The organism is Delftia sp. BGA-UO-ETr-SB1, from assembly GCF_059567865.1.
Window position 1 is genome coordinate 1,679,251 of sequence record NZ_JCAQOW010000005.1, and the last position, 19,800, is coordinate 1,699,050.

The following is a 19,800-nucleotide window of genomic DNA, read 5'->3' on the forward strand; positions in this document are numbered from 1 at the left end:
CTGAGCACAGCCTATCAGTGCGGGCAGGGCATACCCGTAGGACGGCGCCCGCTCCGCGAGGCTGCCTCCACGGCCGTCACGGGCCGCTGCGATCCTGCCCGGGAGAGGGTTTGTCTGGAGACGGATGCGAATCCCGTGGCGTGTCCACGGGCAACTCGCCCTTGCGGCGCCCGGAGAACATGGTCCACCACACAATAGCGACCAGAATCACCAAGGCCAGCAGTGCTTCGAGCAAAATCAACCCCATGAATTTCCACCTCCTGCGCCATGCCGCGATGGCGCTGATTGTAGGGACGCTGGTCGCCTGCACGACCACCACCAAGCCGGTCTATGACCCTTCGCCCGTGCCCGACCTGCAGCCGGGAGGCCCGGTCACCGTGACACCCAGGCCCCCGCTGGTCACCAGCACCCCCACCAAAAGCCGCTGGATCGCAGCCGACTGGAGCGAATTGCCCGGCCTGCAGGAAGACGCGCTGCACGAAGCCTGGAATGCCTGGCTCAAGAACTGCGAACGGCCCAGCTCGGTCTTTGCGGGCCTGTGCCGGGACGTGCGCCAGCTGAGCATTGCCACGGGCGACGAGCAGCGCGCCTGGCTCATGGCCAATCTGCAGCCCTACCGCATCGAAGCGCTGGGCGGTGGCCCGGACGGCATGCTGACCGCCTACTACGAGCCGCTGTTCGAGGCACGGCGCCTGCCGGGCGACGGCTTCAACGTGCCGCTGTACAAGACGCCGGCCGGCGCCGGCTTCGGCAGCCGCAAGCCCTGGTTCTCGCGCCAGCAGATCGAGACGATGCCCGAGGCCCAGGCGGCCCTGGCAGGCCGCGCCATCGCTTGGCTGCGCGACCCCGTCGATGCGATGGTGCTGCACATCCAGGGATCGGGGCGCCTGAACATCACCGAGCCTACAGGTGCGCAACGCACGATCCGCGTCGCCTTTGCGGGCACCAACGACCAGCCCTACAAGAGCGTGGGCCGCTGGCTGCTGGACCAGGGACTGGTGCGCGACGCCACCTGGCCCGGCATCAGCGCCTGGGTGGCCGCCAACCCCGGCCGCGTCAATGAAATGCTGTGGAGCAACCCGCGCTATGTCTTCTTCCGCGAGGAGCCGCTGGAAGGCCTGGACCTGCAATTCGGCCCCAAGGGCGCCCAGGGCGTGGCCCTGACCCCGGGCCGCTCCATCGCCGTGGACAAGCAGAGCATTCCCTACGGCACGCCGGTCTGGCTGTCCACATCCGGGCCCACCGTGGCCCTGAACCGCCTGGTCTTTGCCCAGGACACCGGCAGCGCCATCGTCGGCGCCGTGCGTGCCGACTACTTCATGGGCTGGGGCCCCGAAGCCGGCGACCTGGCCGGCCGCATCAAGCAGAACCTGCGCCTGTGGGCCTTCTGGCCGCGCAGCCTTGCCAGCCAGGCGCCGCACTTGAGGTAGCCCCCTGAGGCGCTGCGCGCCTCAGGGGGTATCGAAGTACCTCGTGACGCGCGGCGGTTCCTTGCCCTTGTGATAGGCCAGCTTGCGGTCGCGCAGGGCCACGTCGGCGGCGGTGACGCGGTCGAAGCGGCGCAGGTGCTCGGTCCAGGACTCGTCGATGATCTGCTCCACATAGCGCTCGGGATGGCTCATGCTGTGCAGCAGGCTCCAGCCCAGCGCGCCCTGGCGCATGCGGCTGCGGCGGCTTTCCTGCATGAGGGCGCGGAAGGCCTCGGCCTGGGTGGGGTCGATCTGGTACTCGATGGTGACGACCACGCGGCCGGCTTCGGGGATGTTGACCTCGGGGCGCTGGAAGGCCTTGGAGGGACTCAAATCCTCCTCGATCTGGCGGTCGCGCACCAGGCGCTGGACCAGCAGCATGCAGACCACGCCGCTGGCGGCGGCCACCATGAGGCTGCCCCGCACGCCCACCATGCTGGCCACCTGTCCCCAGAGCGCGGCGCCTGTCGCCGTACCGCCCATGATGGACATCTGGTAGATGGACATGCCGCGCGCCCGCACCCAGTTGGGCAAGGCCATCTGGGCCGAGACGCCCAGCACGTTGGCGGTGGAGATCAGCGCCATGCCGGCCAGCATCATGGCCGGCACGGCCATGTAGACATTGGGCGACAGGGCCACTGCCAGCGTGGCCAGCGCATGCACGGCAGAGCCCGACCGGATCAGGCTTTCCTTGGACATGGCCTGGCGCAGGCGCGGCAGGAACATGGCGCCCACGATGGCGCCCGCACCCATGGAGGCCAGCAGCAGCGTGAAGGTCTCGGCGCCGCCCCCGCCCTCGGTGGGGCCGTGCAGGCGCTGGGCCACCAGGGGCAGCAAGGCCATCACGGCCGTGCACTGCAGGAAGAAACACACCGTGCGCGCCAGCACCGCATGCATGCGGGGCGACTCGCGCACGAACTGCAGGCCCACGCGCATGGCCGAGGGCAGGCGCTCGCGGCCCAGCGGGTTGGCCACATGGCGGCGCTTCCAGCGGATCAGCACGATGCCCGAGAGGATGGACAGCACGGCGTTCAGCACGAACACCCATGCGCTGCCCAGGCTGGCGATGATGGCACCGGCCACCAGCGGGCCGATGATGCGCGAGGCGTTCATGGCCACCGCGTTCAGCGCCATGGCCGAGGGCAGGTGGTGCTTGGGCACGAGTTCGGGGATCAGCGCCGAGAACACGGGCCAGCGCATGGCCAGGCCGATGCCGTTGGCAAAGGTCAGCACCAGCAGCCAGTGCGCCGTCATCTGGCCGGACAGCACGAACAGGCACAGCACCAGGGCCACGGCCGCCACCCAGAACTGGGTGACGATGAAGTAGCGGCGCCGGTCCAGGATGTCGGCCAGCGCGCCGCTGGGCAGGCCCAGCAGGAAGACGGGCAGCGTGGAGGCCGATTGCACCAGGGCCACGAGCACGGGCGAGGTGGTCAGCGAGGTCATGAGCCAGGCCGCCGCCACATCGTTCATCCACATGCAGGTGTTGGCCGCCATCCAGATCAGCCAGAGCATGCGGAAAGTGGGGCCGGACAGCGGCGCCCAGACGCCCTGCTGGGCCTGGGCCGCCTTCTGGCCTTCGGCCTCGGCAGCCGCCTTGTCGGCGGCCGTCATGCCTGACGGGTCTTCGATCAGGGTGCCCGGCGCCCCCATGCCCGAAGGCTCGGCCGGGGGCGGGGTGGAAGGCTCGGATTCAGAGGCAGGCGGCTGGGCGGGGACTGGTGTTGTTTGTTCTGCGGCCATGTGCCCCTGATTCTCGGCCCAAACGCGGGGGTGGCGCCAGAAATGGTTGTTGCACTAAGAACCACGATCACCGCCTTGCACGGCACGCGTTTTTTGCTCCTTTTGCAGGAGCACACTGTCGCTTCGGCGCGACCTTCACAGGCCAGTCCACCGGCCTGCGGCTACTGGTCCGGCAGGCCCTTGCCCGCCATGGGGCCCAGCTGGGACAGCGGCAGCGCATGGCTGGACTTGATCTCGCCCAGCGAGAAACTGGTCTGCATGTCCTTCACATTGGGCAGGTTCAGCAGCGTGTTGCGCGCGAACTGCGCAAAGCTGTCCAGGTCGCGCGCCACCACCTGCAGCTCGAAGGTGCCGGTGCCGCTGATGTAGTGGCAGGTCACGACCTCGGGCAGCTTGCGGATGGCGTCCTCCATCTCCAGCGTCAGCGAGCCGGCCGTGCGCACGGCATCGAGCCGCACGAAGGCCAGCACGCCCAGGCCGATCTTGTGGCGGTCGATGTCGGCGTGGTAGCCGCGGATGAAGCCCGCCTCCTCCAGCGCCCGCACACGGCGCCAGCAGGGCGCGGCCGACAGGCCCACGCGCTGGGCCAGCTCGGCATTGGTCAGGCGTGCGTCGGCCTGCAGGTGGCCGAGGATGGCAATGTCGAATTTGTCCAAAGTTTGCACAAAACACCGTTTTCAAGAAAGATTCTTGCCAAGAATACTTGAAACAGCGCAAAGAAAGCAAAGACCTATCAGACGAGCACGAATACACTGAAAAAAGGCGATTTGGTTCAGACAATGAGTGCCGTGCATGCCTCTTTCCCGTTCCGGGCAGGACATGACAGGGCGCCGACCATCGATGGAGACAAGCCATGAATGCCCCACTGCCCGAAGACGTGCGCCGCGCCCTGGAGACGGTCACTCTCGACGACAAATACGCTCTGCAGCACGGCCGTGCATTCATGAGCGGAGTACAGGCCCTTGTGCGCCTGCCCATGCTGCAGCGCCAGCGCGACGCTGCAGCGGGCCTGAACACCGCAGGCTTCATCAGCGGCTACCGGGGCTCCCCGCTGGGCGGCTATGACCAGGCGCTATGGGCCGCGAAAAAGCACCTCGAATCCAACAACATCGTCTTCCAGCCCGGCGTCAATGAAGAGCTGGGCGCCACGGCCGTCTGGGGCACGCAGCAACTGGATCTCTATCCCGAGACCAAGAAGTTCGACGGCGTCTTCGGCCTGTGGTACGGCAAGGGCCCGGGCGTGGACCGCTGCTCCGACGTGTTCAAGCACGCCAACATGGCGGGCACGGCCAAGCACGGCGGCGTGATCGCGCTGGCCGGCGACGACCACATCAGCAAGAGCAGCACGGCCGCCCACCAGAGCGACCACATCTTCAAGGCCTGCGGCACGCCGGTGTTCTTTCCCAGCAATGTGCAGGACATCCTGGACATGGGGCTGCACGCCTTTGCCATGAGCCGCTTCTCCGGCCTGTGGTCGGGCATGAAGACCATCCAGGAGGTGGTGGAGTCCTCGGCCAGCGTGTCGGTGGAGCCGGACCGCGTGAACATCATCCTGCCCGAGGACTTCCAGATGCCGCCCGGCGGCCTGCACATCCGCTGGCCCGATGCGCCGCTGGAGCAGGAGCAGCGGCTGATGAACTACAAGTGGTATGCGGCCCTGGCCTATGTGCGCGCCAACCGGCTCAACCACAACGTGATCGACGGCCCCAACGACCGCTTCGGCCTGATCGCCAGCGGAAAGGCCTACAACGACATGCGCCAGGCCCTGGCCGACCTGGGCCTGGACGACGACACCTGCCGCCAGCTGGGCATACGCGTGCACAAGGTCAACGTGGTCTGGCCGCTGGAGGCCACCATCACGCGCGACTTCGCGCGCGGCCTGCAGGAAATCCTGGTGGTGGAGGAAAAGCGCCAGGTCATCGAATACCAGATCAAGGAAGAGCTGTACAACTGGCGCTCCGACGTGCGGCCCAACGTGGTCGGCAAGTTCAGCGATGAGCACGGCGGCGAATGGTCGGTGCCCAATCCCAGCCAGGACTGGCTGCTGCGCCCCAATGCGGACCTGACGCCGGCCCTCATCGCGCGCGCCATCGTCCAGCGCCTGACCAAGATCGGCGTGCCCGAACACATCGCCCAGCGCATGCACGAGCGCATTGCCGTGCTGGACGCCCGCGAGGCCGCGCTCAAGGTGGCCCAGAGCCAGCCCACGGGCGACCGCGTGCCATGGTTTTGCAGCGGCTGCCCGCACAACACCAGCACCCGCGTGCCCGAGGGCAGCCGCGCCGTGGCCGGCATCGGCTGCCACTACATGACGGTGTGGATGGACCGCTCCACCAGCACCTTCACGCAGATGGGTGGCGAGGGCGTGACCTGGGTGGGCCAGGCGCCCTTCACCAAGGACGCCCATGTCTTCGCCAACCTGGGCGACGGCACCTACTTCCACAGCGGCCTGCTGGCGATACGCCAGAGCATCGCGGCCGGCGTGAACATCACCTACAAGCTGCTGTACAACGACGCCGTGGCCATGACGGGCGGCCAGCGCGTGGGCGAGCGGCCCGAGGGCCACTCGGTGCTGCAGATCATGAACAGCCTCAAGTCCGAAGGCGTGGCCAAACTGGTCATCGTCACCGACGAACCCGCCAAGTACGACGGCGTGGCGCTGGCCGAGGGCGTGACCGTGCACCACCGCGACGAGCTGGACCGCATCCAGCGCGAGTTCCGCACCCTCAAGGGCTGCACGGCCATCATCTACGACCAGACCTGCGCCACCGAAAAGCGCCGCCGCCGCAAACGCGGCACGCTGGCCACGCCCGACAAGACCGTGGTCATCAACGAATTGGTCTGCGAAGGCTGCGGCGACTGCTCGGTGCAGTCCAACTGCCTGTCGGTCGAGCCGGTGGAGACCGAGTTCGGCCGCAAGCGCCGCATCAACCAGAACACCTGCAACAAGGACTACTCCTGCGTGAAGGGCTTTTGCCCCAGCTTCGTCACCATCGAAGGCGGCCAGCTCAAGAAGCCCAAGAAGGAGAAGAAGGGCGACCTGTCCATGCTGCCCGCCATCCCGGAGCCCGTGCTGCCGGTGGCCGAGCAGGCCTGGGGCATCGTGGTGGCCGGCGTCGGCGGCACGGGCGTGATCACCATCGGCTCGCTGCTGGGCATGGCCGCCCACCTGGAGGGCAAGGGCGTGATCACCCAGGATGCGGCCGGCCTGGCGCAAAAGGGCGGCTCCACCTGGAGCCACATCCAGATCGCCAACCGTCCCGAGGCCATCTACACCACCAAGGTGGACATGGCCAAGGCCGACCTGGTGATCGGCTGCGACCCCATCGTCACGGCCACGCCGACCACCATGTCCGTGATGCAGCCGGGCCGCACCTTCGTGGCGCTCAACAGCCACGGCTCGCCCACGGCAGCCTTCGTCACCAACCCTGACTGGCAGGCACCGGACGACCGCTGCGCCAGCGCACTGGCCCAGGCCGTGGGACCCGAGCTGCTGGGCAGCTTCGACGCCGAGCAGGTGGCCGTGCAACTGCTGGGCGACAGCATCTACACCAACCCGCTGATCCTGGGCTACGCCTGGCAAAAGGGCCGCGTTCCGCTGTCGCATGCGGCGCTGATGCGCGCCATCGAACTCAACGGCGTGCAGGCCGACAACAACAAGGCCGCCTTCGAGTGGGGCCGCCGCTGCGCCCATGACCTGGCCGCCGTGCGCGCACTGTTCCAGACGGCCCAGGTGATCCAGTTCGTCAAGAAGCCCTCGCTGACCGAGATGGTGGCCAAGCGTGTGGACTTCCTCACGGGCTACCAGAACGCCGCCTATGCAGCCGAGTACCAGGCCTTCGTGGACAAGGTCCATGCCGCCGAGCGCGGCGTGGCGGGCTCCGGCACGCGCCTGTCGGAGGCCGTGGCCCGCTATCTGTTCAAGCTCATGGCCTACAAGGATGAGTACGAGGTCGCGCGCCTGCACACCGATGCGGCCTTCAGCCAGCGCATCGCCGGCATGTTCGAGGGCGACTACCGCGTGGTCCACCACCTGGCGCCGCCGTCGTCGGCCGGCAAGGACGAGCACGGCCATCTGGTCAAGAAGTCCTACGGTCCCTGGATGCGCAAGGCCATGGAAGTGCTGGCGAAGATGAAGGGCCTGCGCGGCACGGCGCTGGACCCCTTCGGCCGCACGCAGGAACGCCGCACCGAGCGCGCCCTGATCCAGGAATACCGCCAGTGCATCGAAGGCCTGCTGGCCGAACTCACGCCCGAGCGCCTGGCGCTGGCCGTGGAGATCGCCAGCATTCCCGAGGACATCCGCGGCTACGGCCATGTCAAGGAGCGCAACCTGGCAGCGGCCCGCATCAAGTGGAAGGCGCTGATGGCACGCTGGAGCGCACCGTCACGGGGTGCCGGCAGCACGGGCAAGCCCGCCGTCGGCGTCGCCTGAAACCACACGGACCGCCCTGCTCCAGGGGCCTCCTGTAAGATCGCTGCCGCCGCCCGCACCGCAAGGTGTGGGCGGCGCGGCTCCGTCAGGGGCCGTTCCATGGACCGTCAAGCCGGGCGCAAAAATCACGAAAAACCGCGCTCCACCCCTTTAAAAACGGCAGATGGCAGCCAGTTGCAGCCATCGTCGCCGAAAAACCCGCAGCCGCCAGATCCTGGCAGCCCATGTGGGTCAGGGCTGACGCATACAATGCTCCGTTCTCCTGCGCGGGCCCGTGCATACGGCGTGCGCAGCGACCCTTTTTCGACCTTCCAATCCTGGAGTCTTGCCCGTGTTTATTTCTTCCGCTTTTGCCCAGACCGCACCCGCAGCAGCAGCCTCCGGTGGCGACTTCATGTCGCAGCTGTACGGCATGGCACCGCTGGCACTGATGTTCGTGGTGCTGTACTTCGTGATGATCCGCCCCCAGATGAAGCGCCAGAAGGAGCACCGCTCCATGATCGAGGCGCTGGCCAAGGGCGACGAAGTGGCAACGTCCGGCGGCATCATCGGCCGCGTGACACGCATGTCCGAGCAATTCCTGCACATCGAGATCGCCTCGGGTGTGGAAGTCCAGATCCAGCGCAGCGCCGTCGTACAGGTGCTGCCCAAGGACACGCTGAAGTAAGCGCTGTCCCTGTCTTGCGGGTGTGCGGACCGCGCAGGCGGCAGCACACCCTTTTGTGCGTTGCTGTCTACAAAGAGCGAAGAGCGCGATCATGAACCGATATCCGGTCTGGAAGTACGCGATCATCGTGATCGCGCTGCTGGTGGGGGTGCTCTACACCCTGCCCAATTTTTTCGGTGAGGCGCCTGCCGTGCAGGTCTCCTCGGCCAAGGCCACCATCAAGGTGGACAACGCGGTGCTGCACAGGGTCGAGGAGGCCTTGAAGGCCGCCGATGTCAAGCCCGATGTGCTGACCATCGAGGGCACCTCGGTGCGGGCGCGCTTCAACACGCCCGACGAGCAGCTCAAGGCCAAGGACGTGATCCAGAAGGCCCTGATCCCCGATGCCAACGACCCGGCCTACATCGTGGCGCTGAACCTGGTGTCGCGGTCGCCGCAATGGCTCACGGCCGTCGGCGCCAAGCCCATGTACCTGGGCCTGGACCTGCGCGGTGGCGTGCACTTCATGCTGCAGGTGGACATGGCTGCGGCCCTGACCAAGAAGGCCGACTCCTTTGCCGGCGACCTGCGCACCTCGCTGCGCGACAAGAACATCCGCCACGGCGGCGTCTCGCGCAACGGCAACACCGTCGAGATCCGCGTGCGCGACGAGGCCATGCTCACGGCCGCACGCAATCTGGTCACCGACCAGTTCCCCGATCTGGCGGCCACCTCCGAGCCTGATGGCGCCGGCTTCAAGCTGCTGGCCTCCATCAAGCCCGAAGCCCTGCGCAAGGTGCAGGAGCAGGCGCTCAAGCAGAACATCGTCACCCTGCACAACCGGATCAACGAGCTGGGCGTGGCCGAGCCCGTGATCCAGCAGCAGGGTCTGGACCGCATCATCGTCCAGTTGCCCGGCGTGCAGGACACGGCCAAGGCCAAGGACATCCTGGGCCGCACGGCCACGCTGGAAGTGCGCCTGGTCGACGAGTCCTCCGAGGCGCGCGGCGCCGAGCTGGGCTCGGGCCCCGTGCCCTTCGGCTCCGAGCGCTACCTGGACCGCAACGCCCAGGCTGTGATCGTGCAAAAGCAGGTCGTGCTGACCGGCGAGAACCTCACCGACGCACAGCCCGGCTTCGACAGCCAGACCCAGGAACCCACGGTCAACCTGGTGCTCGATGCCAAGGGCGCGCGCATCTTCAAGGACATCACGCGTGAGAACGTGGGCAAGCGCATGGCCATCATCCTGTTCGAAAAGGGCAAGGGCGAGGTCGTGACGGCTCCCGTGATCCGCACCGAGATCGGTGGCGGACGCGTGCAGATCTCGGGCCGCATGACCACGGCGGAAGCCAACGACACGGCCCTGCTGCTGCGCGCCGGCTCGCTGGCCGCGCCCATGGAGATCATCGAGGAATACACCATCGGCCCCAGCCTGGGCGCCGACAACATCAACCGCGGCATCCACTCCGTGGTCTGGGGCCTGGTGGCCATCGCGGCCTTCATGTGCGTGTACTACATGCTGTTCGGCGTGATCTCCACGGTGGCCCTGTCGGTCAACGTGCTGCTGCTGCTGGCCATCCTGTCCATGCTGCAGGCCACGCTAACCCTGCCCGGCATCGCCGCCATGGCGCTGGCGCTGGGCGTGGCCATCGACTCCAACGTGCTGATCAACGAGCGCATTCGCGAGGAACTGCGCGGCGGCGTCTCGCCGCAGGCCGCCATCCATGCGGGCTACGAGAACGCATGGCACACCATCCTGGACTCGAACGTGACCACGCTGATCGCGGGCCTGGCGCTGCTGGCCTTCGGCTCCGGCCCGGTGCGCGGCTTCGCCGTGGTGCACTGCATCGGCATCCTGACCAGCATGTTCTCGGCCGTGTTCTTCTCGCGCGGCCTGGTCAACCTCTGGTACGGCCGCCGCAAGAAGCTCAAGAGCATCTCCATCGGCCAGGTCTGGAAGCCGGAAGACACCAGCCAGCTGCGCTCCGTGGCTGCCAAGGGTTCCAGCGTCGCCGATTCCGGCGCCAACAACTGAAAGGGGGAAGACCATGGAGTTCTTCCGCATCCGCAAAGACATCCCCTTCATGAAGTACGCGTTGGTCCTCAATGCGATCTCCTTCATCACCTTCGCGCTGGCCGTGTTCTTCCTGCTCACGCGCGGCCTGCACCTGTCCGTGGAGTTCACGGGCGGCACCGTGATGGAGGTGGCCTATACCCAGACCGCCGACATCGCCAAGGTGCGCGATACCGTCTCCAAGCTGGGCTACAGCGACGTCACGGTGCAGAACTTCGGCACGTCGCGCGACGTGATGATCCGCCTGCCCGTGCAAAAGGACGTGTCCTCCGCGCAGCAAAGCGAGCAGGTGCTCACGGCGCTCAAGAAGGAAGACGCCGAAGTCACGCTGCGCCGCACCGAGTTCGTGGGCCCGCAGGTGGGTGACGAGCTCATGCACAACGGCCTGATGGCACTGGGCTTCGTGGTGCTGGGCATCGTGATCTACCTGGCCATGCGCTTCGAATGGAAGTTCGGCGTGGCCGCCGTGATCGCCAACCTGCACGACGTGGTCATCATCCTGGGCTTCTTCGCGTTCTTCCAGTGGGAGTTCTCGCTGTCCGTGCTGGCCGGCGTGCTGGCTGTGCTGGGCTACTCGGTCAACGAGTCGGTCGTGATCTTCGACCGTATCCGCGAAGCCTTCCGCAAGTTCCGCAAGCTCAGCACCACCGAGGTGATCGACCACGCCATCACCAGCACGATGAGCCGCACCATCATCACCCACGCCTCCACCGAGGCCATGGTGCTGTCCATGTTCTTCTTCGGCGGTCCCAGCCTGCATTACTTCGCGCTGGCGCTGACCATCGGCATCCTTTTCGGCATCTATTCCTCGGTCTTCGTGGCCGCCGCCATCGCCATGTGGCTGGGCGTCAAGCGCGAGGATCTGATCAAGGCGCCCAAGGCTTCCACGGACCCCAACGATCCCAACGCCGGCGCCACTGTGTAAGCGAATGTTCTAGCTCCAGACCGGCTTACACTCGCGGGCATGCCCTCCCTGCCCACCCCTTCCAACGCGCCTGCTGGCACCCAGTCTTCACTGGGCCAGCAGGCGCGTTTGCATTGGGTGCGTGGACTGTGCAAGGGCCTGCCCGGCGTGGCCCATCAGCTGCTGGCCCAGATGGAACAACAGGCCCAGGCTGTGGGCACCGCACGTGAAATGCAGGAGCGTCGCGAGGCCTGGTCCAGCTACCGCCAGCATCAGGCGGCCTGGCTGAATGCCTGCATGCAGGCGCTGCAGGGCGCACTGCAGCCGGGCAGGGCCACACCGGCCTCCGTGCCACAGCGCGGGGCGCTGCAGTTCGAACTGCTCAGCGACGATGTGGTGGAGAACAAGATCCTGGCCTCCCGCATGGCGCTGGCCATGGGGGAAACCACGGCACCCGTCTTCGATACGCTGCGCCTGCGCATGCAGGCCATCGAAAACCAGGAACTGCCATCCGACGACATTCTGCGCAGCGAGTCCGTGTGCCGCCATCTGGTCGAGCAATGGCTCGCCAGCGGCCTGCAGCGCGGCGATCTGCAGCGCGTGATCGATCTGCTGCAGACAGCCCTGGCACCGCTGCTGGTGGCCGGATACCAGGCGGCCCACCAGCTGCTGGACGGCCAGGGCGTCACCCGTTCGCAGGACGTGGCCATGCGGGTGCGGCGCACCGAGGGCGGCCACTCCACGCGCGCCATGGGCCTGGGCCCGGCCACGGCGCCTGCCTCGACCTCGCAGCCTTCCTCGGCCTATGCGCCCACGCAGATGGGTGGCGTGCCGGGCGCTGCCGCCTCCTATCCGCCCAACGGAGCACTGCCCCAGGGACAGATGCCCGTGGGCCTGACAACACTTTCGCGCGCACGCCACCGCGCCCATGAAGTCGTGGGCCAACTGCGCCGCCTGCTCATGCAGCCGGGCGTGGGCGTGCCGGGCCTGGTGCCCGGCGTGGGCGGCGTGGGCGGTGGCCTGCAGCAGGCCCCCGCATCGGCCGCGCTGACCCAGGCCCTGCTGGAGCAGCGCGTCGTGGCCCAGACGCAGTACCAGCAGATGCTGGCCCGGGGACTGACCACGCTGCAAATCGATGCCAGCCCGGCCGCCATCGGCCAGTTGGTGGGCCAGGTGCGCGAGCGCTCGGCCGAGCTCAAGCGCAAGGCCACCACCTCGGGTGAAAAGGCCACCATCGAGATCGTGGCCCTGATGTTCCAGGCCATCCTGACCGAGGACCGCATCCCGCCCTCGGTGCGCGTCTGGTTTGCCCGGCTGCAGGTGCCCGTGCTGCGCGTGGCCCTGGCCGAGCCGGAATTCTTCAGCAATCTGCGCCACCCGGCCCGGCTGCTGATCGACCGCCTGGGTTCGTGCGTGATGGGGTTCGACGCCTCCAGCATCAGCGGCAGCGCGCTGGAGTCGGAGATCCGGCGCATCGTCCAGGTCATCGAGCAGTACCCGGAGACCGGCCAGAAGGTCTTCGTGCTGGTGCTGCGCGAGTTCGAGGACTTCCTGGCGCGCTACCTGACCCAGTCGCAGGACAAGGCCAAGATCGTCAGCGTGGCCCAGCAGGTGGAGCAAAAGGAAACCTTGGCCATCCAGTACACGATCGAGCTGCGCCACCTGCTCACCGACATGCCGGTGCGCGAAGAGATCCGCGAGTTCCTGTTCAAGACCTGGACCGAGGTGCTGGCACTGGCCGCCGTGCGCCACGGCGCCAAGGACGCGCGCACCATGCGCTTCAAGCAGGCCGCCAGCGAACTGGTCTGGGCCGCCAGCGCCAAGCCCACGCGCCAGGAACGCTCGCGCGTGATCCAGACGTTGCCGACGCTGCTGCAGACGCTGCGCGAAGGGCTGGCCCTGATCGGCGTCACGGGCGAGGTGCAGTCCGCACGCATCAAGCTGGTCACCGACACGCTGGCCGAAGCCTTCGTCTCCAAGACAGCGACCATCGCACCGGCCCGCATCGAGGCCATGGCCCAGCGACTGTCCCATCTGGAGCAGTACATCAGCGAAGACGGCATGCTCGACGAGGACATGCCGCTGTCGCCCGAGAACATCGAGATGATCCTGGGCGTGGACACGGCCGGGCTCAACGTCATCCCGAGCACCAACACCCCCGTGGACCCGGTGATGCTGGAGTGGGCCACCTCGCTGGAGCCGGGCCGCTGGTTCACGCTGGACCACAACGGCGCGCGCATCCAGGTGCAATACACCTGGCGCAGCCGCCGCAAGCAGCTGCACCTGTTCGCCGCGCTCGATGGCACCTGCCACCTGCTGCAGCTGCGGCGCATGGCCTCCTACCTGCAGTCCGGCCTGCTGTCCGTGCATGACGAAGAGGCGCTCACCGTGCGCGCGACGCGCGATGCGCTGGAGAAGATTCAGGCGAACCCTGAAAGGCTAAGCTCCCCCTGAGGCGCTACGCGCCTTCCCCCCCGTGGCACGGCGCCTCTCTACCCGCTTCGCGGGGGAGGGGGACGATGCCATCGGCTAGGCGCCCCCACCGCGAGGCGGCTCTTGCTCGGCATCTCCCGCTTGGGGACGCGCCAGTTTTTGAGCTCAGGCCTGGGCCAGGCGCTGGAACAGGCCACCGGGCAGGCGCTCCACGCGGCCTTCCAGTTCCAGCCCCAGCAGGTGGGCCTGCAGGGCTGCGGCATCCATGCCTGTGCGGTCCATGAGCTCGTCCAGCGACAGCGGGTCGTGGGCCAGGGCGCGCAGGGTGGCGTCGTTCTCATGGGCCTGTGCGGACTGGACAGCTGCCGCTGCCGCCGCTGCTGCCGGTACGGGCTTGGCAATCGGCAGGCGCACGGCCGTTCCCTGCAGCTCATCGAGCACGTCCTGCGCCGTTTCCACGAGCTTGGCGCCCTGGCGCAGCAGCGCATGGCAGCCGCGCGACTGGGGCGCGTGGATGGAGCCGGGAATGGCAAAGACCTCGCGGCCCTGTTCGCTGGCCAGCCTGGCCGTGATCAGCGAGCCCGATTGCAGGGCCGCCTCGACCACCAGCGTGCCCTGGGACAGGCCCGCAATGATGCGGTTGCGCTGCGGAAAGTGCGCGGCCATGGGACCGGTGCCCAGCGGATACTCGCTGACGATCAGCCCATGGCTGGCCACTTCGCGGGCCAGGCCGATGTGGCGCCGTGGATAGACCTGGTCCAGGCCCGTGCCCACGACGGCAATGGTGACGGGCGCCGCCTGGGCGCCCGTGCGCAGCACCGCGCGCAGTGCGCCCTCATGGGCAGCGCCATCCACGCCCTGCGCCAGTCCGGAGACGATGCACAGGCCGGCCTCGGCCAGCGCCTGCGCCATGGCACGCGCATTGGCCGCGCCCTGGACCGTCGGCCCGCGGCTGCCGACCATGGCCAGGGACTGTGGATAGGGGAACCAGGGACCAGAGCCTGTCATGCAGCGCTCGCTGCCCTGCACATGCAGCAGCAGCGGCGGATCTTCGGTCTGCAGCAGCGCCTGCGGATACTGGGGATGGCCCAGCGCAAGCACGGCATGCAACTGCCCGGAAGCGGGCTGGTCCAGCCATTGCACCGTGGCCGCCACAAGCTGCTCCAGACGCTGGGGCACGGTCTGCAGCGAATGGGCCTGTGCCGCCGTCACCAGGCCGTGCCAGGCGGCTGGAGCGCCGCTCCAGATGTTCTGCGCGCCACCGCAGGCCGCCAGCAGGCGCCGCGCCGTGGTGCGGCCCACGCCGGGCGTCAGCAGCAGCCGAAGCCAGGCGGACAGCTCCTCGGGAGCGAGCCGGTCGGTGGACTGCAAGGCGGCCGCCATGGCGTTGCCGGCAGGCCGCTGGGGCTCAGGGAGCCGGCGAGGTCAGGCTGTCGCCCACCTCGACGCCGCGCCGCGCCTCCAGGATCAGCGCGTAGGAGACGCGATCGAAGGTGCGGAACACCATGGCATGGCCATTGCGTTCATCGGGCAGCTGCACCTGCTCCTTCTTGTCGCCCGTCTTGTCCACGATACGCGCGCCACGGCGGCTCAGCTCCAGCACCGTGCCCACGTCCATGCCGTCCTGCGTGCCCTTGTTGATGGCAATGACCTGGTTGTTGGCCGCCCAGCGCACGGCCTGGTCGCCGTACAGCGACACCACATGGGCCTTCACGGCAGCCTGCGGCGCATGCGGCGCATAGTTCATGTAGGTTCGTTCCGGTGCGGGCAGCAGGCGGTCGCCAGCACGCATCTCGGTCTTGGCGCGCGACAGGTCCACCGTGGCGGGAGAGGCCTGCTCGTGCTTTTCGCCCTTGCTGTCCACGATCTCCAGCGAGGTCTCGCCCTCGATGAGATCGGCCAGGCCCAGGTACTTGGCCTCGTAGCCCAGCACCTCGCCGGAGATGGGGTCCTTGAGCGCCACCGCATCGCGGAAGACACGGTACTGGCGCGGCAGGCCGTCGCCCTTGCGCAGCGGCGCCTCGGCCGTGCCGCGTGCATAGGCGCGGTCACCGCTGGCCATGAGCACGCGCTCGTCCGTGGTGGCGATGAGGCGGGGTGCGCGCAGCAGCGTTTCGGCATCCACCACCAGCGGCTCGGCCAGGAAGGGCTCGATCAGATGGGGCTGCAGCGTGGGCAGGGCCGCCTGCGCCAGCGACTCGCTGCGCGTGCTCGGAGACACGCGCACCACACCGGGCTCGCCACCGTCGCCCATGGGACGCGCCGTGCTCAGGCGGGCATAGCCATCACGCTTGTCCAGGTACAGCACCTGGCCCGGATAGATGAGGTGGGGATTGGCGATGGCCTGCATGTTCATGCCCCACAGCTCGGGCCAGCGCCAGGGACGGCGCAGGTACATGCCGGAGATGCCCCACAGCGTGTCGCCGCGCTTGACGGTGTAGCTGTCGGGCGCGTCGGGCGCCAGCTCGCCCACGGGAACGCCCTGCTGGGCCACCTGCTGGGCGGCCGAGCGCTGCGATGCCGTCACCGGAAGCTGCTGCGCGTGGGCCGCTGCGAACGCAGCGATCAGGGCCGTTGCGACAGTCCAGGTACGAGCTGTGGCGAATGCAGTCATGGAATTCCTCTTCTTGTGGCTGACGCAGCGTCCCTCCTAGGCACTGCGGCACGGCCGATCTTGTCATGAACGGCCATACAGGTCTTACAAATCAGCAAAGATTCTGCGTGCAAGGCCATGAGAGGGCAACGCTTATTGCGTCGTCCCGCTGCGCCCAGGCAGAAAAGTGGCGAAAATAACGACATTCACCGACCACGCCATGTCCATTCTGCCCATTCTTTGCTATCCCGACCCCCGCCTGCACACCGTCGCCAAGCCGGTTGCCAAGGTCGATGACCGCATTCGCCAGCTGGTCCAGGATATGTACGCCACCATGTATGACGCCCAGGGCGTGGGCCTGGCAGCCACCCAGGTGAACGTGCACGAGCGCGTGGTCGTGGTCGATGTCTCCGAAGGCCGTGACGAGCCCTTTGCGCTGATCAACCCGGAACTGCTCTGGGCCAGCGAGGAAACGCAGCTGGGCGAAGAAGGCTGCCTGTCGGTGCCCGGCATCTACGACGGCGTCGAGCGCTCCACCGCCATCAAGGTCAAGGCCCTGGACGAGAACGGCAACGAACGCATCATCGAGGCCGAAGGCTTCAAGGCCATCTGCATCCAGCACGAGATGGACCACCTGATGGGCAAGGTCTTCGTCGAGTACCTGTCGCCGCTCAAGCGCAACCGCATCAAGACCAAGCTGCTCAAGCAGCAGAAACAGGCAGAACGCGCATGACCCACCTGCCAGCGCTTCGCTTCATGCCGCGCTGGAAGATGGACGGCGCGGGCCTCGTTGCCTGGGCGCTGCTTGCCCTGGCCTTGTCCCTGCTGCTTGCCGGCTGCGCCGTGCCCGAGTGGCAAAAGCCCGGCACGCCGCGCTCCGAGATCGAGCGCTCCATGGGCCGCCCGACCCTGAGCCTGCCGCTGGACGGTGGCGGCACGCGCCTGGTCTACAGCCGGCAGCCTGCGGGCCAGCAGGTCTACCACATGGATTTCGACGCCAGCCAGCGCCTGGTGCGCGTGGAGCAGGCGCTCACCATCGAACGCTTCCACGCCCTGCGCAATGGCGAGGACACCCGGGAAAGCGTGCGCCAGCTCTTCGGCCCGCCTGCGCTGATCGAGAGGGTCTACAGTTTCAACGGCGACATCTGGACCTACCGTATTCTGGAAAATGGCATTCGCCGCCAGGCCCATGTGCATATCGACCCCGCCGGCGTGGTGCGCCGCGTGATGTTCACCGACGAAGTGTTCAACGACGACGACCGTCGTTGAGCCGGCACACCGTCCCACTGTCCCTACTGGATTGCATGAGAGTCATTTTTGCCGGCACGCCCGAGTTCGCGCGCGTTGCCCTTGAACGCCTGCTCGCCGCGGGCTTTACCGTCCCCCTGGTGCTGACCCAGCCCGACCGTCCCGCCGGGCGCGGCATGAAGCTGCAGGCCTCTCCCGTCAAGCAGTGCGCTCTGGAGCATGGCATTGCCGTGGCCCAGCCGCGCAGCCTGCGCCTGGACGGCAAATACCCCGAAGAGGCCGCCGCCGCCCGCGCCGCCATTGAAGCGGCCCAGGCCGATGTCATGGTCGTGGCCGCCTACGGGCTGATCCTGCCGCAGTGGGTGCTCGATACGCCCCCGCGCGGCTGCCTGAACATCCACGCCAGCCTGCTGCCGCGCTGGCGCGGCGCCGCCCCCATCCACCGTGCCATCGAGGCCGGCGATGCCGAGACCGGCGTCACCATCATGCAGATGGACGCGGGCCTGGACACGGGCGACATGTGCCTGGTCGAGCGCCTGCCCATCACCGCCGACGACACCACGGCCAGCCTGCACGACAAGCTGGCCGACCTGGGCGGGCGCCTCATCGTCGAGGCGCTGGAGATGAGCGCCTGCGGCGGCCTGCCGCGCACGCCCCAGCCCGCCGAGGGCGTGAACTACGCGCACAAGATCGAAAAGGCCGAAAGCCAGATCGACTGGCGCCAGGATGCCGAGGCCATTGCCCGGCGCCTGCGCGCCTTCAACCCCTTCCCGGGCGGCGCCACGCAGTACGGCGATGAAGCCATCAAGGTCTGGGAGGCTCACGCCGACCCCGCCATCGCCGTGACGACGGCAGCCCCGGGCACCGTGCTGTCCGCAGGCGCCGACGGCGTGCGCGTGGCCTGCGGCCATGGCGTGCTGTGCATGACGCTGCTGCAGCGCGCGGGCGGCAAGCGGCTGGCGGCGGGCGATTTCCTGCGCGGCTTCGATCTGCCTGAAGGAGCCGTTCTGGACGGTGCTGCCAGCGGCGGCACGCCATGAACCTGCAGCCCCTGGTGGAGCGCGCACGCGGCATTGCGCGCGATCCCGCCTTCATGACCGGCGTGCGCGACATGTCGGGCACGGCGCTGGGCATAGGCGCCTGGGGCCTGGTCACGGGCGTGGCCATGATCAAGAGCGGCATGTCCCTGCCCCTGGCGCTGTTCATGGGCCTGCTGGTCTATGCCGGCAGTGCCCAGCTGGCCGTGCTGCCGTTGATGGCCGTGGGCGCGCCCATGTGGGTGGTCTGGTTCACGGCCATCTGCGTGAACCTGCGCTTCGTCATCCTCAGCAGCATGTGGCGCAGCTACTTTGCCCACCTGCGCCTGCGCCACCGCCTGGCCATCGCCTATTTCAGCGGCGACGTGATCTTCGTGGGCTTCATGAAGCGCTACCCCGATGCCCGGCCCCAGCCCGAGCAGTTGCCCTATTTCTGGGGTGCCGCCTCGACCAACTGGCTGGCCTGGCAGATCCCGTCCACGCTGGGCATCCTGCTGGCCGACCAGGTGCCCCTGTCCTGGGGACTGGGCTTTGCGGGCGTGCTGGCCCTGATGGGCGTGCTGCTGTCCATGCTCAACGACCGGGCCACCTGGGTGGCAGGCGTGGTTGCGGCCAGCGCGGCCGTGGCGGCCTTTGCGCTGCCGCTCAAGCTCAATATCCTCGTGGCCATCGCGGCAGCCGTGGCCGCAGGCCTGCTGGCAGAAACGCTGCAGCAGCGCCTGCGCGCCCTGCAGGCGCCTGAAAAAGGGGAGCCGGGCCCGGTGATTCTCCCGCCCGATACAGCCCATGGCGAGCGCCATGCCCGGCTGCCGCTGGACGAAGAAGCCCGGCCCGTGCAAACCAAGGAAAAGGAAACGCTCTGATGGATCTGTCCTGGCTGTGGCCCTGGCTGGCCTGCGTGGGCCTGGCGGCCATCACGCTGTTCACACGCGCCTTCTTCCTGATTCCCGAGCGCGAGGTGCCCCTGCCTCAATGGCTCAAGCGCGGCCTCAAGTACGCGCCGCTGGCGGCCCTGGCGGCCGTGATTGCGCCCGAGATCGTGATGACCAACGGCCGGCTGATCTCCACCGTGGTCGATGCGCGCCTGCCGGCCCTGGCTTGCGCGGTCATGTATTTTTTTTACAAGCGCAGCATCATGGGCACGATCGCGCTCGGCATGGCGGTCTATCTGCCACTGCATATCGGCCTGGGCTGGTAGGCGCAGCGCGGGCGAGAGCG

16 protein-coding genes are annotated in these 19,800 nt (G+C 67.8%); 11 read left to right on the plus strand and 5 right to left on the minus strand.

Annotation, left to right across the window (positions count from 1 at the left end; translation table 11 throughout):
• Positions 1 to 76: 76 nt before the first annotated feature.
• A complete protein-coding gene (locus AC57B5_RS17780; protein ID WP_016449371.1) occupies positions 77 to 247 on the minus strand; it encodes a hypothetical protein in 171 nt (56 codons plus the stop codon).
• Here AC57B5_RS17780 and mltA point away from each other — a divergent pair.
• On the plus strand, positions 246 to 1,430 hold the full coding sequence (gene mltA / locus AC57B5_RS17785) for a murein transglycosylase A (protein WP_034389752.1): 1,185 nt from the start codon (positions 246 to 248) through the stop codon (positions 1,428 to 1,430). The two genes, AC57B5_RS17780 and mltA, sit on opposite strands and share 2 nt — an antisense overlap.
• A 21-nt stretch (positions 1,431 to 1,451) precedes the next feature.
• Here mltA and AC57B5_RS17790 read toward each other — a convergent pair whose 3' ends face one another.
• Both AC57B5_RS17790 and AC57B5_RS17795 read right to left on the minus strand, forming a co-directional pair.
• Positions 1,452 to 3,212 (minus strand): MFS transporter, encoded by a 1,761-nt coding sequence (locus tag AC57B5_RS17790; protein ID WP_063327528.1) that lies wholly within the window; start codon positions 3,210 to 3,212, stop codon positions 1,452 to 1,454.
• A 161-nt stretch (positions 3,213 to 3,373) separates the two neighbouring features.
• A complete protein-coding gene (locus tag AC57B5_RS17795; protein WP_071954106.1) occupies positions 3,374 to 3,877 on the minus strand; it encodes an Lrp/AsnC family transcriptional regulator in 504 nt (167 codons plus the stop codon).
• Positions 3,878 to 4,065: 188 nt separating this feature from the next.
• Between AC57B5_RS17795 and AC57B5_RS17800 the strand changes: the two genes are divergently transcribed.
• The 5 genes from AC57B5_RS17800 (at position 4,066) to AC57B5_RS17820 (ending at position 13,725) form a co-directional block, all read left to right on the plus strand.
• Entirely contained in the window at positions 4,066 to 7,647 is a 3,582-nt protein-coding gene (locus AC57B5_RS17800) for an indolepyruvate ferredoxin oxidoreductase family protein (protein WP_496400028.1), read from the plus strand.
• Between the two features lie 331 nt (positions 7,648 to 7,978).
• Positions 7,979 to 8,314 carry a preprotein translocase subunit YajC gene (gene yajC / locus AC57B5_RS17805; RefSeq protein WP_012202771.1) on the plus strand — a complete coding sequence of 112 codons (336 nt, stop codon included), beginning with the start codon at positions 7,979 to 7,981 and terminating at the stop codon, positions 8,312 to 8,314.
• Positions 8,315 to 8,405: 91 nt separating this feature from the next.
• A complete protein-coding gene (gene secD, locus AC57B5_RS17810; protein WP_043825337.1) occupies positions 8,406 to 10,328 on the plus strand; it encodes a protein translocase subunit SecD in 1,923 nt (640 codons plus the stop codon).
• Positions 10,329 to 10,341: 13 nt separating this feature from the next.
• A complete protein-coding gene (gene secF, locus AC57B5_RS17815) occupies positions 10,342 to 11,292 on the plus strand; it encodes a protein translocase subunit SecF (RefSeq protein WP_012202769.1) in 951 nt (316 codons plus the stop codon).
• A 39-nt stretch (positions 11,293 to 11,331) separates the two neighbouring features.
• The gene (locus AC57B5_RS17820) at positions 11,332 to 13,725 is read left to right on the plus strand and encodes a DUF1631 family protein (protein WP_496400029.1); all 2,394 of its coding nucleotides are present in this window, start codon (positions 11,332 to 11,334) and stop codon (positions 13,723 to 13,725) included.
• A gap of 144 nt (positions 13,726 to 13,869) precedes the next feature.
• Here AC57B5_RS17820 and dprA read toward each other — a convergent pair whose 3' ends face one another.
• Positions 13,870 to 15,087: a DNA-processing protein DprA gene (gene dprA, locus AC57B5_RS17825; RefSeq protein ID WP_496400030.1), complete on the minus strand. Its 1,218-nt coding sequence runs from the start codon at positions 15,085 to 15,087 to the stop codon at positions 13,870 to 13,872.
• A 25-nt stretch (positions 15,088 to 15,112) separates the two neighbouring features.
• Complete coding sequence (locus AC57B5_RS17830) at positions 15,113 to 16,318, minus strand: LysM peptidoglycan-binding domain-containing protein (protein WP_063327532.1); 1,206 nt, start codon at positions 16,316 to 16,318, stop codon at positions 15,113 to 15,115.
• Between the two features lie 199 nt (positions 16,319 to 16,517).
• Between AC57B5_RS17830 and def the strand changes: the two genes are divergently transcribed.
• From def to AC57B5_RS17855, 5 genes are read left to right on the plus strand one after another with little or no spacing between them, the layout of a single operon-like run.
• The gene (def, locus tag AC57B5_RS17835; RefSeq protein WP_012202765.1) at positions 16,518 to 17,030 is read left to right on the plus strand and encodes a peptide deformylase; all 513 of its coding nucleotides are present in this window, start codon (positions 16,518 to 16,520) and stop codon (positions 17,028 to 17,030) included.
• Positions 17,027 to 17,566, plus strand: a complete 540-nt coding sequence (locus tag AC57B5_RS17840) for a hypothetical protein (protein ID WP_063327534.1) — start codon at positions 17,027 to 17,029, stop codon at positions 17,564 to 17,566. The genes def and AC57B5_RS17840 overlap by 4 nt, the downstream gene beginning before the upstream one ends.
• A 35-nt stretch (positions 17,567 to 17,601) precedes the next feature.
• Positions 17,602 to 18,585, plus strand: coding sequence for a methionyl-tRNA formyltransferase (gene fmt, locus AC57B5_RS17845; protein WP_496400031.1), 984 nt, complete (start codon positions 17,602 to 17,604; stop codon positions 18,583 to 18,585).
• Positions 18,582 to 19,445 carry an AzlC family ABC transporter permease gene (locus AC57B5_RS17850; protein WP_492906007.1) on the plus strand — a complete coding sequence of 288 codons (864 nt, stop codon included), beginning with the start codon at positions 18,582 to 18,584 and terminating at the stop codon, positions 19,443 to 19,445. The genes fmt and AC57B5_RS17850 overlap by 4 nt, the downstream gene beginning before the upstream one ends.
• The gene (locus AC57B5_RS17855; protein WP_012202761.1) at positions 19,445 to 19,780 is read left to right on the plus strand and encodes an AzlD domain-containing protein; all 336 of its coding nucleotides are present in this window, start codon (positions 19,445 to 19,447) and stop codon (positions 19,778 to 19,780) included. Before AC57B5_RS17850 ends, AC57B5_RS17855 begins: the two co-directional genes overlap by 1 nt.
• The last annotated feature ends 20 nt before the right edge of the window (positions 19,781 to 19,800 follow it).